Annotated in this window: 15 protein-coding genes and 1 other annotated feature; of the genes, 14 read left to right on the top strand and 1 reads right to left on the bottom strand. The window is 42.4% G+C overall.

Annotated features, from left to right (window positions below):
- The first annotated feature begins 30 nt into the window (after positions 1-30).
- Positions 31-1,092, top strand: a complete 1,062-nt coding sequence (locus C4B60_RS05705; protein WP_104057044.1) for an AbrB family transcriptional regulator — start codon at positions 31-33, stop codon at positions 1,090-1,092.
- Positions 1,093-1,167: 75 nt separating this feature from the next.
- On the top strand, positions 1,168-2,202 hold the full coding sequence (locus C4B60_RS05700) for a hypothetical protein (protein ID WP_104057043.1): 1,035 nt from the start codon (positions 1,168-1,170) through the stop codon (positions 2,200-2,202).
- A 5-nt stretch (positions 2,203-2,207) separates the two neighbouring features.
- Here C4B60_RS05700 and C4B60_RS05695 read toward each other — a convergent pair whose 3' ends face one another.
- A complete protein-coding gene (locus C4B60_RS05695) occupies positions 2,208-2,399 on the bottom strand; it encodes a hypothetical protein (protein WP_104057042.1) in 192 nt (63 codons plus the stop codon).
- 124 nt (positions 2,400-2,523) lie between these two features.
- Positions 2,524-2,762: a binding site (T-box leader), on the top strand.
- Positions 2,763-2,840: 78 nt separating this feature from the next.
- Between C4B60_RS05695 and C4B60_RS05690 the strand changes: the two genes are divergently transcribed.
- The 12 genes from C4B60_RS05690 (at position 2,841) to minD (ending at position 15,888) form a co-directional block, all read left to right on the top strand.
- On the top strand, positions 2,841-5,486 hold the full coding sequence (locus C4B60_RS05690) for a valine--tRNA ligase (RefSeq protein ID WP_104057041.1): 2,646 nt from the start codon (positions 2,841-2,843) through the stop codon (positions 5,484-5,486).
- A gap of 131 nt (positions 5,487-5,617) precedes the next feature.
- Positions 5,618-6,949: a bifunctional folylpolyglutamate synthase/dihydrofolate synthase gene (locus C4B60_RS05685; RefSeq protein ID WP_104057040.1), complete on the top strand. Its 1,332-nt coding sequence runs from the start codon at positions 5,618-5,620 to the stop codon at positions 6,947-6,949.
- A gap of 51 nt (positions 6,950-7,000) precedes the next feature.
- Positions 7,001-8,716, top strand: coding sequence for a GGDEF domain-containing protein (locus C4B60_RS05680; RefSeq protein ID WP_104057039.1), 1,716 nt, complete (start codon positions 7,001-7,003; stop codon positions 8,714-8,716).
- A 78-nt stretch (positions 8,717-8,794) separates the two neighbouring features.
- Positions 8,795-9,550, top strand: coding sequence for a prepilin peptidase (locus C4B60_RS05675; RefSeq protein WP_104057038.1), 756 nt, complete (start codon positions 8,795-8,797; stop codon positions 9,548-9,550).
- Positions 9,551-9,655: 105 nt separating this feature from the next.
- Positions 9,656-10,444 (top strand): hypothetical protein, encoded by a 789-nt coding sequence (locus C4B60_RS05670; RefSeq protein WP_104057037.1) that lies wholly within the window; start codon positions 9,656-9,658, stop codon positions 10,442-10,444.
- Between the two features lie 78 nt (positions 10,445-10,522).
- Positions 10,523-11,083 carry a Maf family protein gene (locus C4B60_RS05665; protein WP_104057036.1) on the top strand — a complete coding sequence of 187 codons (561 nt, stop codon included), beginning with the start codon at positions 10,523-10,525 and terminating at the stop codon, positions 11,081-11,083.
- A gap of 64 nt (positions 11,084-11,147) precedes the next feature.
- A complete protein-coding gene (radC, locus tag C4B60_RS05660; protein WP_104057270.1) occupies positions 11,148-11,819 on the top strand; it encodes a RadC family protein in 672 nt (223 codons plus the stop codon).
- Positions 11,820-11,928: 109 nt separating this feature from the next.
- Positions 11,929-12,933, top strand: coding sequence for a rod shape-determining protein (locus C4B60_RS05655; protein ID WP_104057035.1), 1,005 nt, complete (start codon positions 11,929-11,931; stop codon positions 12,931-12,933).
- Positions 12,934-12,980: 47 nt separating this feature from the next.
- Positions 12,981-13,850 carry a rod shape-determining protein MreC gene (gene mreC / locus C4B60_RS05650; protein ID WP_342365028.1) on the top strand — a complete coding sequence of 290 codons (870 nt, stop codon included), beginning with the start codon at positions 12,981-12,983 and terminating at the stop codon, positions 13,848-13,850.
- Positions 13,850-14,368, top strand: coding sequence for a rod shape-determining protein MreD (mreD, locus tag C4B60_RS05645; RefSeq protein WP_104057033.1), 519 nt, complete (start codon positions 13,850-13,852; stop codon positions 14,366-14,368). The genes mreC and mreD overlap by 1 nt, the downstream gene beginning before the upstream one ends.
- A 34-nt stretch (positions 14,369-14,402) precedes the next feature.
- Entirely contained in the window at positions 14,403-15,086 is a 684-nt protein-coding gene (gene minC, locus C4B60_RS05640) for a septum site-determining protein MinC (protein ID WP_104057032.1), read from the top strand.
- Position 15,087: 1 nt separating this feature from the next.
- Entirely contained in the window at positions 15,088-15,888 is an 801-nt protein-coding gene (gene minD / locus C4B60_RS05635; protein WP_104057031.1) for a septum site-determining protein MinD, read from the top strand.
- Positions 15,889-15,957: the final 69 nt, after the last annotated feature.

Below are 15,957 nucleotides of genomic sequence, written 5' to 3'. Positions count from 1 at the left end.
ATACTATTTAACAGAAGAAGGTGGACGTCAATGAATGAATGGAAGTGGATTGCCATCACCGCCTTCGTCTCTGGAGCAGCGGGATGGCTTTTTTATTTAGCTGGAATTTTTTTACCATGGCTTTTAGGACCCTTGTTTATTATGATGGTCCTGAAAAATACTACAGCTTTACCCTTTTACTGGCCTTCGTGGCTTCGGAATATAGGGCTTTTGGTCATCGGTATTCAAATGGGAACCTCTTTTACCTCTGAAGCCATAGGGTTAATGGTTCTTAATCTCCCCCTTATGCTGGTGATAACCTTAGCGGTAGTGGGATTTACGTGTTTCTCAGCGTTGGCTCTTTCGAAATTAACCGATTATCATTATGAAACCGCCCTGCTTGGCTGCTTTCCGGGAGGACTTTCCCAGATGGTTCTTCTTAGTGAAGAGGTCAAAGGAGCCGAGCCGTCAGCAGTAGCTCTGATGCAGACAATTCGCATCTTACTGGTTATTACGGTAGTTCCTTTTCTCGTCACGCATTTTATTCCTTCTGCAGGCACAGGTGAGGGAATTGGTCAGCGTAGTGCCGGTCTGATGCACGACCCGGTATCTTATTTATTACTCGCTTTTGCCATACTATTTATTTTACTGATCATGAGACAATTTAAGTTCCCCATACCCTTTATGCTCTCGCCCCTTTTATGTGTAGCAGGCTTTAACGTGATAACGGCGGAGCCGTTTTTACTGCCTGATATTCCGGTGGCTGCAGCTCAGGTAATGCTTGGAGCACATTTGGGATTGCAAATGAAAGGACTGAAGACGCTGCTTGCTGCAAAACCTTTGCTGATCGTCATTGGTATTAATCTTGCGCTCATCGCTTTTTGCATAGGGATTTCGTTTGGTCTTAATGCCCTTTTCTCGTTTCCCTTACTCGATATGTTTTTAAGTGCTGCACCGGGCGGCGTGGCAGAAATGGCCATCACTGCATACACAGTTGGAGCAGATGTCTCGACAGTGACCAGCTTTCATCTATTCCGTATCTTTTTTATTTTGTTTGCAGCAGCCCCCCTTACCGTATATCTTCTTAAAAAGAAGCTTGCTCCCTCTTCCTGATGTACTATTCCTGCTTAGTTTTGCATATATAGCAAGAGTAGGAGTTTTGTAAAAGGAGAAATGAGGGAGGAAACGATGAAAAATAACCAAATGCCTCTTACGTTAAGCGAATCAATTGTACTGGATGGAAACATCGGGTTAAAGGAAATCAGATCACTTTCATTTGAACCTAGTGTATCCATTACTGAGCATGCCGATCATGTGTTAATCGAAGGATCACTATATTTAGCTGGAGAAGGTACGGCAACAAGTGACTCAAGATTTGATGAAAATGCGTATGCAGGCTATGACCGTATTCAGGTTATTAATCAGATGCAGGACGAGCAGCTGGAATTTGAGCATTATTTTCCTATTACGGTCAATGTTTCTTCCTCAAGAGTAGCCAATGTTCATCAGCTTGATGTTTATATTGAACATATTGATTACGAATTAAAAGATGAACGTTTATTAAGCATTCAGGCAGATATTGTTGTGGATGGTGTAGCAAAAGCAGAGCCAAGGCCTCCTGCTGCTGAGTTCGTCGAAGAAAAAACGGAGCCTGTAGAGGACAAGTCAGCAGAGGAAGAAAGAGAAGAGATTCATGAGCTTCCAATTCGGCTTCTCCCAAATCCCTTTAACGGCTGGAATGGAACTATGCCTGCTGAAGATACGCTGGAATTTGACTTGGATGAAAAGTTTGTTTCGTTCGTTCCAAATCAGGAGACAGTGGATAATGGTGATGGTGATCAGGCTGAAGCCGTGAAGGAAGAGAATGTTGATCTCAAGCAGACGGCCCATGAGGTCATCGCGGCTGTACAATCAGAGCTTGTCCCTGAAAATGAGATAAGAGCGACTCCACAAGAGGAACCGCAAAATGAAACCGCCCGCTATGATGAGCATGAATCAAAAGGACATGAAGAAGAATATCAAAATGACGATCAGGCATTAATGAGCTTTGTATCGTCTCTTGAAGAAGAAATGACCACTTTGAAAATTTATATTGCCCAGCAGGATGAAACCCCTGAAATGGTTGCTGAGCGCTATGGCGTTTCAATGGTTTCGTTAATGAAAGCGAACCAGCTTGAATCCAGGGCCCCATTTGAAAAAGGAACACTTGTCTGGATTCCATAAACAATTCAGATCCATTCAAAGTAAAGGATACAAGCAATCCCGATCAGAATTCCAAGCAGAAGCACATCAAAGGTTGTCGGTAATAATATAAGTCTTACCGTTTGAAAGCAGCAAAAAGGAATGATCAGTGTTTGACATGTAGTCCTGCACTTTTTCCACCAGGGCGGCATGGGCTTAGGAAACATTCGTTTAGCCATTCGTTTCACTTCCTTCCAAGGACGTAATCGTTTTATAGTATATGCCCGAACGGTAAAAACGTCAGCACGAAATAAGATTAAATATTGACTACCATCAACTCATCCGCTACTATAGGAATAAATATATGATGCATTGATTGGGAAGAGTACGCGGTCACTTGTTCTTCAGAGAAGAAGCTTATTAGCTGAGAGAGCTTCCAGAATTGAATCCGCAGAAGTCCCCCATGAGCAGCTTTGATGAACGGGAACCCTCCTCAGTAGTTATAAGCCGGCTAAACACCGTTAGTGGAATTGAGAGCACAACTGCCTATACGCAGCTGTGTAAAAAGGTGGTACCGCGAATTCGCTCCTTTCGTCCTTTTATAGGCGAGAGGAGTTTTTTTATTTTCATTTAATAAAAGCAATACTGAAATTTTTAAGCCTTTTAAGGAGGAAAAAAACATGGATACAAACGAACTTTCTATGTCAACAAAATACGATCCGAAATCCATTGAAAAGGGAAGATATGACTGGTGGCTTGCGGAGAAGGTATTTGAAGCAAAAAGTGAGAAGGAAAAAGAGCCGTATACAATTGTTATCCCGCCGCCAAACGTAACTGGGAGGCTTCACCTCGGCCATGCCTGGGATACGACTCTTCAGGATATTTTAACCCGTATGAAGCGTATGCAGGGATATGATGTTCTTTGGCTGCCTGGAATGGATCATGCAGGTATTGCTACACAGGCTAAGGTTGAGCAGAAGCTTAAGGAGCAGGGCAAGTCACGCTATGACCTTGGACGCGAGGCTTTTGTAGAAGAAACATGGAATTGGAAAGAAGAGTATGCTTCACATATTCGCGAACAATGGTCGAAGCTCGGTCTTGGACTTGATTACTCACGAGAACGCTTCACCCTTGATGAAGGACTTTCAGAAGCGGTACAAAAAGTTTTTGTCACCCTATATGAAAAAGGGTTAATTTATCGCGGTGAGTATATTATCAACTGGGACCCGGCTACAAAAACGGCATTATCTGATATTGAGGTAATCCACAAGGATGTTCAGGGTGCTTTTTATCATTTGCGCTATCCATTAACGGATGGCAGCGGGCATATTGAAATTGCTACGACCCGTCCTGAAACGATGCTTGGAGATACAGCTGTGGCGGTTCACCCGGAGGATGAGCGATATAAGCATTTAATCGGGAAAAAGGTTACATTGCCGATTATCGGCCGTGAAATTACAATTGTAGCAGATGATTATGTGGATATGGAATTTGGATCGGGTGCAGTCAAAATTACGCCTGCCCACGATCCAAATGATTTTGAAATCGGCAACCGTCACAACCTTGAGCGGGTTCTTGTCATGAATGAAGACGGCACGATGAACAAAAATGCAGGCAAGTATGCAGGGATGGACCGTTTTGACTGCCGGAAACAAATTGTTAAAGACCTTCAGGAACAGGAAGTCCTTTTTAATATTGAAGAGCATTCTCACTCAGTGGGACATTCTGAGCGCAGCGGTGCAGTAGTAGAACCTTACCTCTCCACGCAATGGTTCGTAAATATGCAGCCGTTAGCAGAGCAGGCAGTAAACCTGCAAAAGGGTGACGACAAGGTTTCATTCGTTCCTGGCCGTTTTGAACAAACCTATATGCGCTGGATGGAAAACATCCGGGACTGGTGCATCTCGCGTCAGCTTTGGTGGGGACACCGCATTCCAGCCTGGTACCATAAGGACACAGGAGAAATCTATGTAGGTTTGGAAGCACCGGAAGACAGGGAAAACTGGACGCAGGATAATGACGTGCTGGATACCTGGTTTTCATCTGCTTTATGGCCGTTTTCAACCATGGGCTGGCCGGATACGGAAGCTGAAGATTTTAAGCGTTATTATCCTACTGCTGCACTTGTAACAGGATATGATATTATCTTTTTCTGGGTATCACGAATGATTTTTCAGGGAATCGAATTCACTGGCAGCCGCCCGTTTAAAGATGTTCTAATTCATGGACTTGTTAGGGATGCAGAAGGCAGGAAAATGTCCAAGTCTTTAGGCAATGGTGTAGATCCAATGGATGTTATTGAACAATATGGAGCAGACTCCCTGCGTTATTTCCTATCCACCGGCTCTTCGCCTGGCCAGGATCTTCGATTCTCGATGGAAAAGGTTGAGTCTGTGTGGAATTTCGCCAATAAAATATGGAATGCCTCCCGTTTTGCCCTAATGAACATGGATGGACTTACGTATGATGAAATAGATTTATCCGGAGAAAAATCTACTGCTGATAAATGGATTTTAACAAGATTAAACGATACGATCGAAAATGTAACTAGCCTGGCTGATCGGTATGAATTCGGGGAAGTAGGAAGAACCCTTTATAACTTTATCTGGGATGATTTCTGTAACTGGTATATTGAGATGGCGAAGCTTCCATTGAACGGGGACAACGATGACGCGAAAAAAACAACCCGTTCCATTCTTGCATATGTACTTGATCAGACAATGCGTTTGCTGCATCCTTTTATGCCATTTATTACAGAAGAAATTTGGCAGAACCTCCCTCATCAGGGGCAGTCTATTACAACAGCAGCATGGCCTAAGGTCAAGCACGAGCTGACAGACCGTGATGCAGAAGAAGAGATGAAGCGTTTGATTGAAATAATTCGTTCAGTTCGAATTATCCGTGCTGAGGTTAATACTCCAATGAGCAAACCGGTTAAACTGATCATTAAAGCAGGCAACGAAAAGGTTCTGAACCAGCTGCAAAAAAATGAAGCTTATCTGGATCGCTTCTGTCACCCTGAAACACTGGAGATCGGCACAGCAGTTCAGGCCCCTGAAAAAGCCATGTCCGCGGTTGTAACCGGGGCTGAGCTTTATCTGCCACTTGAAGGGTTAATTAATCTCAAAGAAGAAATTGCCCGTTTAGAAAAAGAACTCGCAAAATGGACAAAGGAAGTGGAGCGAGTAAATAATAAATTGGGTAATGAACGCTTTGTCAGCAAAGCGCCTCAATCAGTCGTTGATGAAGAAAAAACAAAAAAACAGGATTATGAAGCAAAACATGGCGCTGTACTATCCCGAATAGAAGAACTGAAAAATATTTAAACTTTTCATTTGCAGGTAAGCGGGCGGACAACTATCCGCTCGCTTCTTTCTATTAAACAGGTGAATTTGACTGCAGCTTCCTTATTCACTTGTTTTCTGCATCTATAATTAAAAGAAAGGACGTTTTCAATTTGATCGACACATACAATGAAGCCATTGATTGGATCCACAGCCGACTGCGGCTTGGAATTAAGCCTGGTCTTACAAGGATGGAATGGATGCTTGATAAGCTTGAGAATCCTCAGAACAAAATAAATGCCATTCATATTGGCGGAACAAATGGAAAAGGATCGACTGTGGCGTATTTACGTTCAATCCTTCAAAGTTCGGGAGCCGTAGTAGGAACCTTTACATCGCCCTATTTTGAAACCTTTAATGAACGGATAGCTGTTAATGGAAAACCGGTTTCTAATGAAGACTGGCTTCATTTAACACAACAGATTGAGCCTCTAGCTGATGAATTGGAAAGTAGCAGCCTTGGCGGACCAACAGAATTCGAAGTCATTACAGCCATGATGTTTTTGTATTTTGGATCCGTCCGCCCCGTTGATGTGGTCCTTGTGGAAGTAGGTTTAGGAGGACGCTTTGACTCGACCAACGTTATTACGCCTGTCTGCTCCATTATTACATCAATCGGCCTTGACCATATGGCCATACTTGGAGAGACTTATCGTGAGATTGCTGCAGAAAAAGCGGGGATTATTAAACCGGGAGTTCCTGTCGTGATAAATATTAAAAATGATGAGGCAAGGACGGTGATCGAAGAGACGGCAGCCCAAAAAAATGCACCTTTATATAGTTACGGCAAAGATTTTTGGTCAAAAGCAGAGGAATCCGGATCATCAGGGGAACGTTTTAACTACAGTGATCAGGAGGGAATGCTGAAGATATCAATGGGGATGACCGGCGAGCATCAAATTGAAAATGCTTCTCTGGCTCTTTTTGTTACCAGGTTCCTTTCCCGGCAATTAATAATAGCGGTTTCGCAGGAAGAGATGCTAAATGGAATAAAGAAAACGTATTGGCCGGGCAGAACGGAAATTTTATCAGACCTCCCATTGGTGATGATGGACGGAGCGCATAATAAAGAAGGAATTGAAGCGCTGATAAAAACCATTGATCAAAAGTATCAGAAAAAAAGTGTGCATTTTTTGTTTGCAGCAGTCGGAGATAAGGATCTTTCTAAAATGATAGGTATGCTGGATAATAGAGCTGATTCAATGGCATTTGATACATTTGATATGCCGCGGGCAGCAGCAGCTCAAAAGTTAGCGGAGTTAAGCAGTCATCCGAATAAATATGAAATTGATGCAGGAAGCTGGATCCGGAAGGCGATTGAGAACTCAGATGACGATCTTTACGTAGTTACAGGGTCGCTCTATTATTTGTCGTCGGTTCATGAAAAAATAAAGAAAATTTTAAAATATGAAAAAAGAAGTGACTTTAGGGGATCCATTTGGTAATATTATGATTAAAATGAGACTTTTAACTCATTAAATCGGAGATGGTAGTGCATGGAAGGGGTTTCTATAAAAGTAAGATGGGTATTTTGGCTGGTATGGATTATGGTTTTCCCGGCAGGTCTTTACTACTCCTATCAGGCAGATCCTATAGAAATTACTTCCTGGTGGGTACCTCTGGCATTGGTCATTATTGGAATAATCAGTGCCTTCCTTCCCTTTAAAGTTAACGATTCGACCATTTTTCTTTTATATTGGGTTAATCTTACGGCATTTTTAACTTATGGTATGTTTTTTGAGGTTTTACTTATGCAGATCGTATTAATCCCGCTATTGATCCGTTCGGCGATCAATCGCCACACCCTTTACAGATATGCCGTAAACTCTGCCATGATGATGATCATCAGTATTGCTGCAGCTGAAGCCTTCTACGCATTAAATATTTCAGTTACTGAGGATTCGGTTCTGGTCATTTTTCTGGGATCAGCTCTCTATATTTTAATTCACAATGTGCTGAATCATTTATTCCTATATGGTTTTACTGCACTTATGAAAAACAGGTCTCGATTTATATCTAAAGATGTTATTTTGGACTATGTATCGACTACTCTAAGCCTTCCTTATGGTCTTGCACTTTTTTATCTTCTTGACAGGATCGGGGTAATGGCTATTTTTTACCTGGGAGCTCCATTTCTTACTGTTGCACTTGTTTTAAGGCTCTATAATACGTCAGAAAAGGTGAATGCAGACCTTGCCCGGGCAGGAGAAATTGGCCATCAGCTCGCGGCACAGCTTAAAGAAAACGAAGTGCTGGATTTATTTGTTAAAAAACTGACTGCATTTCTCCCGATTGATTACGCATATATTCTGGATGTGGATGTTGTAAATGAAAGACTAATTTTGCTTCGCAGATTTGAAAATGGACGCATAGAGCTGAGTAGCCTCCCCCCTGTTTCAAAAGGAGAGGGGATTAGCGGGACGGTATGGGGTGAGCGGACCTCCAGGCTTTATCACAAAAAATCGGAATGGCTAGAAACAGCTGAAGGATATATGCCCCGGGATATTGAAAGTGTTCTTTCCCTTCCGATCCGGCGAAACAACGAAATTGTTGCAGTATTGCTGGTTGCTTCGAGAAAAAAATATGCCTATAAGCCTCACCATTTACCCATTATTGATCTTCTATGCTCGTATTTTGCTGTGGCAATTCAGAATGCAAAAAGCTATCAGAATACCATTGTTAAAAGTGAACGCTGTGCTTTGACCGGCCTCTATAATTACCGGTATTTTCAGGAAAAGCTTGATCTGGAGTTTAGCAGGCTAAAGAACGGCGCACTTGACCAGCTTTCCTTAATCCTGGTTGATATCGATTATTTCAAACGCGTAAATGATACATATGGTCATCAAAGCGGGAATGATCTTCTTTGTTCAATAGCAGACGTGCTGAGAGAAAAGGTAGAAGATAAAGGGGTTGTTGCCCGGTACGGAGGGGAAGAGTTTGTTATTCTCCTGGCGGATTTAACCAAAGAAGACTCCGTCAAGCTGGCTGAGAAAATTAGAAAAACCATTGAAGAAACGGAATTTAGAACGAGTCATGACTTAACGAGTAAAAGAGAAAGCATTTTAGTGAAGTTAACGGTCAGTATTGGAGTATCGACAGCTCCTGAGGACACTGATAATGCTAAGAATTTAATAAGAAGTGCTGATCGTGCACTTTATATCGGTGCGAAGAGAGCCGGAAGAAACAGAGTGGCTGCAGGCATAAAACAGTAAAGACTTTATAAACGGATCAGTGAGACCCGGTTTACTTGCAATATGGAAACTTTGTTCTGTAAGGAGTGCAGCATACGTATGGATTTTTATTCCATTTTATTCTTTCTTTATGGTACTATCCTTGGCTCTTTTTATAATGTAGTTGGTCTGAGGGTTCCTGAAAATAAATCACTTCTTACCCCCGGATCCAGCTGTCCGGCATGCCGGCATAAATTAGGATGGTTTGAACTGATTCCCGTGCTTTCCTATCTTTTTCTCAAAGGCAAGTGCAGGAAATGTAGAAAAACGATTTCACCGCTTTATCCCGGTATTGAACTCTTGGCAGGATTGCTTTTTGTATACTCCTATTGGCATTTTGGCTTTTCAGCAGAGCTGGCAGCCGCTTTAGTTTTTAGTTCACTGCTAATTATCATTACAGTTACAGATCTGGTTTATATGATCATTCCGGATAAAATCCTGCTATTATTCGGAGCATTTTTGATTGTGATTAGAACCGTCGAACCTTTAAACCCCTGGTGGGATGCACCAGCGGGTTCTGCTGCAGGTTTTTTTCTGTTATTTTTTATAGCGATACTATCAAAAGGCGGAATGGGTGGAGGAGATATTAAGCTTTACGCAGTCATTGGACTGGTGCTTGGAGTAAAGCTGACATTGCTGTCTTTTTTCCTGGCTACTTTGATCGGCACTGCTGCAGGTTTAATTGGGTTGATGCTAAAAGGGAAAAATCGAAAAGATCAAATTCCTTTTGGACCATCAATTGCTGCAGGCTCGATTGCTGCATACTTTTGGGGTTACGAGCTGATAGACCTGTATATTCGTTTATTGTTTACCTAATCGAATCATGTCAGTTTTTTTCCGGAACAGGACGACAGGAGTCTTGTTCTTTTTTGTGCTGCACATGATAGGCTGTTGAACAAACGCATTGAAGGGGGAGCATTTGTGGGGCCTATACAAAACAATCAAGAAAAAGAGGAGAAACAAACAGCGCAGCCAGCTCAAAATGCCATTATTCATTTTCCAGTTATCACGAAAAAAAAGGTTCACAAAGGTATGCACTCGATCCGCGGCTGGGTCATTAAATTGAGACCTGTTCTTTTTGCTGCGTTTGTTTCAACTATTTTTGCATCACTTGCATTTACCGTAATCGACCCTGAACTTGCCGGTCAGCCGGTTTTAACAGAAAAGGCAGAGCAGCCTGCTGAGCAAAACACACCTGGCAGCACCTCAGCCGCAGTGGTTCCTGAACAGTCTTTGTGGGTGGTGCAGGCCGGTGTATTTAAAGAAGCGGCTTCCGCTGAAACCTCCTTAAAAGAAATTGAGGCTAATATGCCTGTAATTCAAACACCTTATGAAGAATTCACTGCTTTGTGGGTAGGGGCAGCGTCTGATGAAAAATCGGCCCAGGAGATTGCTTCTCTATACCAGCAGGATGCGGAGTTGTATGTAAAACAGGTAGTTAGGCCGGGTGGGGAGCTTGAATTAAGTGACAATGACAGTAAATGGCTGCACTCTGCAGTAGCTTTTACCGAAATATTGCTTAACGGAAGTATTGATCAGCAAGCAGGGGAGAATCTCGTTGCATCACCGCCTGACAGCGAAGTGCTTACTCCTTTCTACACATCTATAAAAGAATTGGCTGCACTTAAAGAAACGAAAAAAACAGAGCTGGACCGTGCTGTCCTGCATGTTGTGGAAGAGCTGTGGGAGCTCCCGCAAAAAAACATGTAGAATCATGGGAAGTTATGGGGGGGTATGCTACAATAAGTATATCTCCCATCTAAATCTACAGTTAGAGGTGCCATCCAAATGAAAGACATCATTTTAGCTTCAGCATCCCCAAGAAGAAAAGAACTACTCTCCTATTTAAATCTCCCTTTTACCATCTACCCTAGTCCCTTTGAAGAAACCTTTTCCCCATCGGATGATCCATGCACCGTTGTAACAAAGCTTGCAAAAGGCAAAGCCGTCGAAGTTGCAAAACAGTTTCCGCAATCGATCGTGATTGGCTCAGATACTATTGTTGCAGGCAGCAAAATTCTTGGAAAACCTAAAAATGAAGAGGAAGCGGTCAGTATGCTAAAAGAGCTGTCTGGCAGTACTCACTCCGTATGGACTGCTGTATCAATAATTTCCCCGGAACGTATAAAAACCTTTGCTGAACAAGTAGAAGTTACGTTTTGGCCGCTTTCAGAAGAAGAGATACAGGCATACGTAAAAACTTCTGACCCGTATGACAAAGCAGGCGGGTACGGAATTCAAAGCGGTGGCTCATTATTTGTTAAGCAAATCGTTGGAGATTACTATGCTGTAATGGGCCTTCCAATTTCACGCCTTAACAGGGAGCTTAGAGATTTTCTGCCGGATTAGACATTTACCGCTTCCTCCGCAAGAAGGAGGAATTTAGTTGGTTGTTAAGCCGCAATCCGTATTAATGATCAGAGATGTTGTAGAAGAAGACCGACCTCGTGAACGCTTAAAAAATCATGGTGCACGGAGCCTGTCAAATCAGGAGCTGATTGCTATCCTGCTCCGGACAGGCTCAAAACACGAATCTGTATTAAATCTTTCAAATAAAGTGTTACATCAATTTGAAGGTCTGCGTCTATTAAAAGAGGCTTCATTAGAAGAGATTATGGAAATCAGAGGAATTGGTGAAGCAAAGGCTGTTCTGATGATGGCTGCAGTGGAACTGGGCAGACGGATTTCAAATCTTACTTTTGAAGAACGTTTTTCTATCCGCTCTCCTGAAGATGGAGCAAATTTTTTAATGAATGATATGCGTTTTCTTCAACAGGAACACTTTGTTTGCCTTTATTTAAATACTAAAAATCAGGTTATTCATCAGAAAACAATTTTTATTGGCAGCTTAAATTCCTCCATTGTTCATCCGAGGGAGGTTTTTAAAGAAGCGTTCAGACGCTCAGCGGCCTCTATTGTATGCGCGCATAATCATCCGAGCGGTGATCCGGCTCCATCAAAGGAAGATATAGATGTAACCCGCAGGCTTGTAGAATGCGGGAGAATGATCGGGATTGAAGTGCTTGATCATTTAATAATAGGTGACAGGAAATATGTGAGTCTGAAGGAAAAAGGGTACATGTAACTCTGTTATTTTAAAACCTGGTAGGCTATAATAAAAGCTATGGTTTTTGCAAGAGTGCTAGATTAGGACGAGCACCTCTTAGCCGCGGAATTAGAAAGGGAGATACTCCATGTTTGGATCAAAAGATATAGGGATTGACTTAGGAACAGCAAATACACTTGTATACATAAAAGGCAAAGGAATTGTTGTAAGAGAGCCTTCAGTTGTAGCATTAAGACAGGATAACAAGGATATAGTGGCAGTTGGAAATGAAGCCCGCAACATGATTGGGAGAACACCGGGTAATATTGTAGCGCTGCGTCCGATGAAGGATGGAGTAATTGCAGATTTTGAAACAACTTCCACAATGATGAAGTATTACATGAATCAGGCGTTAAAAAATAGCGGGTCTTTTTCAAGAAAACCATATGTGATGGTATGTGTACCATCCGGAATCACATCAGTTGAACGGAGAGCTGTCATTGATGCAGCCCGCCAGGCAGGAGCGAGAGACGCATTTCCTATAGAAGAGCCATTTGCTGCTGCGATCGGAGCGAATTTGCCGGTATGGGAGCCAACGGGAAGCATGGTTGTTGACATCGGAGGCGGAACTACCGAAGTGGCTGTCATTTCACTTGGCGGTATTGTGACAAGTGAATCGATCCGGGTAGCAGGCGACGAAATGGATGATGCTATTATCTCCTACATCCGTAAACAATATAATTTAATGATTGGTGAACGGACTGCTGAAATGATTAAAATTGAAATCGGATCTGCCATTGTCTCAGAGGAACCGAGAGATATGGAAATCCGGGGCCGTGACCTTTTAACAGGGCTCCCAAAAACCATTAAAATTTCTGAGACTGAGATAACAAAAGCGTTATCAGACACGGTAACGTCGATTATAAATTCAGTGAAAAGCACCCTGGAGATGACTCCTCCGGAGCTTTCTGCTGATATTATGGACCGCGGAATCGTACTTACCGGAGGAGGAGCTCTCCTGCGTGAATTAGATCAGATTATTACGAGAGAAACAGCTATGCCTGTGCATATTGCGGAAGAACCTCTCGATTGTGTAGCGATTGGAACAGGAAAAGCACTGGACAATATTGATTACTTTAAAAAGCAAAAATAAGTGCGTTAAAATTGATTGAGGTGTAAAAAGACATGCCCCCATTTTTTATGAATAAAAGGCTCATTGTGCTGCTGGTCAGTATTATCCTGCTGGTGGCATTAATAGGGTTTTCTCTCCGTGAGCGTGAAAATATTTCCTGGCCTGAACAGTTTGTAAAAGATATTGTCGGTTTTGGACAGAACATTGCTTCTAAGCCTGCAGGCTACGTTCAGGGACTAGTTGAAAATGTTCAGGATCTGACTAATACGTATTCAGAAAATCAAACGTTAAAAGCGAGGTTAGAAGAACTCGTTCAGCTTGAAACTGAGGTTATAGATTTGACGCGAGATAATGAAGAGCTACGGGGAATCATCGGTATTGAAGAGAATCTAAGAGACTTTAATGTAGTCCATGCTACGGTAATTGCCAGGAATCCTGATCAATGGCAGGAGACGATCATTATTGATAAAGGGCAGGTAAATGGTATAGAGACCAATATGGCTGTTCAAACTGCAAGCGGAATGATCGGCAGGGTCAAAGATACCGGCCAATTCACTTCCACTATTGAATTGTTAAGTGCAAGAAATCCAAATAACCGGGTTTCTGCCCTGATCCAGTCTGATGAGTCTAATGTTTTCGGTCTGGTTGAAGGCTTCGATCGTGAGCGGGAAGAACTGATGGTCAGAAAAATTCCATTTGATCAGGAGGTTCAGGAAGGCTCCAGGGTAATTACATCCGGTCTTGGCGGGATTTTTCCAAAAGATCTGCTAATAGGTGAAGTAACAGAGGTTGCACAAGATGAATATGGGCTTACTCAAATCGCATATGTTAAACCGGCTTCCAGTCTGTATGATCTGGAGCATGTGATGGTAATTGAACGGACTGCTGTAGGCCAAAGTGAGATAGAACAGGATTCTCAGGATGAGGAGGCTGAATAATGACACGTTTTATTCTTCCGCTTCTGGGAATCTTCATCTTTTACAGTGAAAGTATTTTTGCAACATTTTCACCGGTTCAAGCATACGGGGACACCCGGTTTTTAGTTCCCAGATTTCTCTTTTTGTTTATCCTGCTTATAAGCATTTACTATAAACCACGTACCGCTTATATTTTCGGGTTTGTTTTCGGGTTTATGTATGATTTATTCTTTACTGGAATTATCGGCATTTATATGTTCTTATTTCCGTTATTAATTTATATTGCTTTAGCTGTATTGAAGCTGATTCATCAGCATCTAATTGTGATTGGGCTGCTAGGAATCGTTTTAATTGCAGGCTTGGAGTGGGTAGTTTATCAATTTAATCTATTAATTGGTGTGGCTGGAGTGGATTTTTCAACATTTCTCACCCAGCGATTATACTCTACGCTGCTCTTTAATTCTTTGTTTCTGCTACTCCTTGCCTATCCCTTAAAAGTATGGATGATCAATCTAAGACAGACGCATTATCAAGAATAAAGAATTGTGAATGGGAGAGTATTGAGGTGAAAAGATGGGTAATCGACAAAATGTAATGATAAAAGGAACCAAAGATGGCTTTATCCTTAAATTGGACGACCAATGCGGGTATGAGGTGCTAAAAGAGGAATTGATTGAAAAATTATCGGTTCAGTATAAAGCAGCTGATGATCAGCATGTGATCTCCGCTAAAATAGAAGCGGGTAACCGTTACCTTAGTGAGGAACAGCAAGAGGAATTAAAAGAAATTGTTAAGAGCCAAAAAAGTCTTGTCGTGGGTGAAATTCATAGTAATGTCATTACCATCGATTTTGCAGAGCAATTAATTCGCCAGCGTGAAATGTCCTCCATAGCAGGCATTATCAGATCCGGTCAGGTGATAGAGGTGGAGGGAGATTTCCTGTTAATCGGGGATGTAAACCCGGGCGGGATGATTAGAGCCGGCGGAAATATTTATATTCTCGGTACATTGAAGGGTGTAGCTCATGCAGGCTGCTACGGTAATGAAGATGCTGTTATTGTTGCTTCTCAAATGATTCCGTCCCAGCTGCGGATCTCAAGCCTCCTGAACCGTGCGCCGGATCTTGATGTAAATGAGCAGGAGTCTCATGAAATGGAATGCGCCTACATAGATGAGACAGAACAAATCGTGGTAGACCGCCTTCAAGTTTTACGGAATGTCAGACCGGATATCACGAATTATAGAGGGGGAATTTAAAATGGGCGATGCAATCGTTATTACCTCCGGAAAAGGCGGGGTAGGAAAAACAACTACTACAGCAAACCTCGGAACTGCTATTGCCATGCAGGGGAAGAGAGTTTGCCTAATTGATACAGATATCGGCCTGAGAAATCTGGATGTGGTACTTGGGCTTGAAAACAGAATTATCTATGATTTGGTTGATGTAATAGAGGGGCGCTGTAAGGTGCATCAGGCACTGGTTAAGGATAAGCGGTTTGACGATTTGCTTTACCTGCTGCCTGCAGCCCAGACAAGTGATAAAACCGCAGTTGATCCTGAGCAGATGAAAGAGCTTGTCGAGCAGCTCAAGCAGGATTATGACTATATATTAATCGACTGTCCTGCAGGAATTGAGCAGGGATACAAAAATGCCATAGCAGGAGCGAATAAAGCGATTGTTGTTACAACCCCTGAACGGTCAGCAGTGAGAGATGCCGATAGAATTGTAGGACTCCTTGAACAGGCCGAGATCGATCCTCCTATGCTCGTTATTAACCGGATTCGCAATCATTTAATGGAGTCGGGGGATATGCTTGATATCGATGAGATTACTACTCACCTGTCCATCGATCTTTTGGGGATTGTAGTGGACGATGATCAGGTTATTACAGCTTCTAATAAAGGTGAGCCAATTGCGATGAATCCTGATAATAAAGCGGCGCTTGCCTACCGTAATATTGCTAAACGGATTTTAGGGGAATCAATTCCTCTTATGTCTTTAACAGAAGAAAAGAAAACCTTCTTTCAAAAGTTGTTTGGGTTTATGTCGAAAAAATAATTGTTATCCTCTCTCCGGCTATCTTTCAGGTAGCCGGTTTTTCATATTTTAGACTTCATGACCATATGG

Source organism: Jeotgalibacillus proteolyticus, assembly GCF_002926065.1.
In the GTDB taxonomy this organism is placed as follows: Bacteria; Bacillota; Bacilli; order Bacillales; family Jeotgalibacillaceae; genus Jeotgalibacillus; species Jeotgalibacillus proteolyticus.
This window is presented reverse-complemented; position numbering and strand designations above follow the sequence as displayed.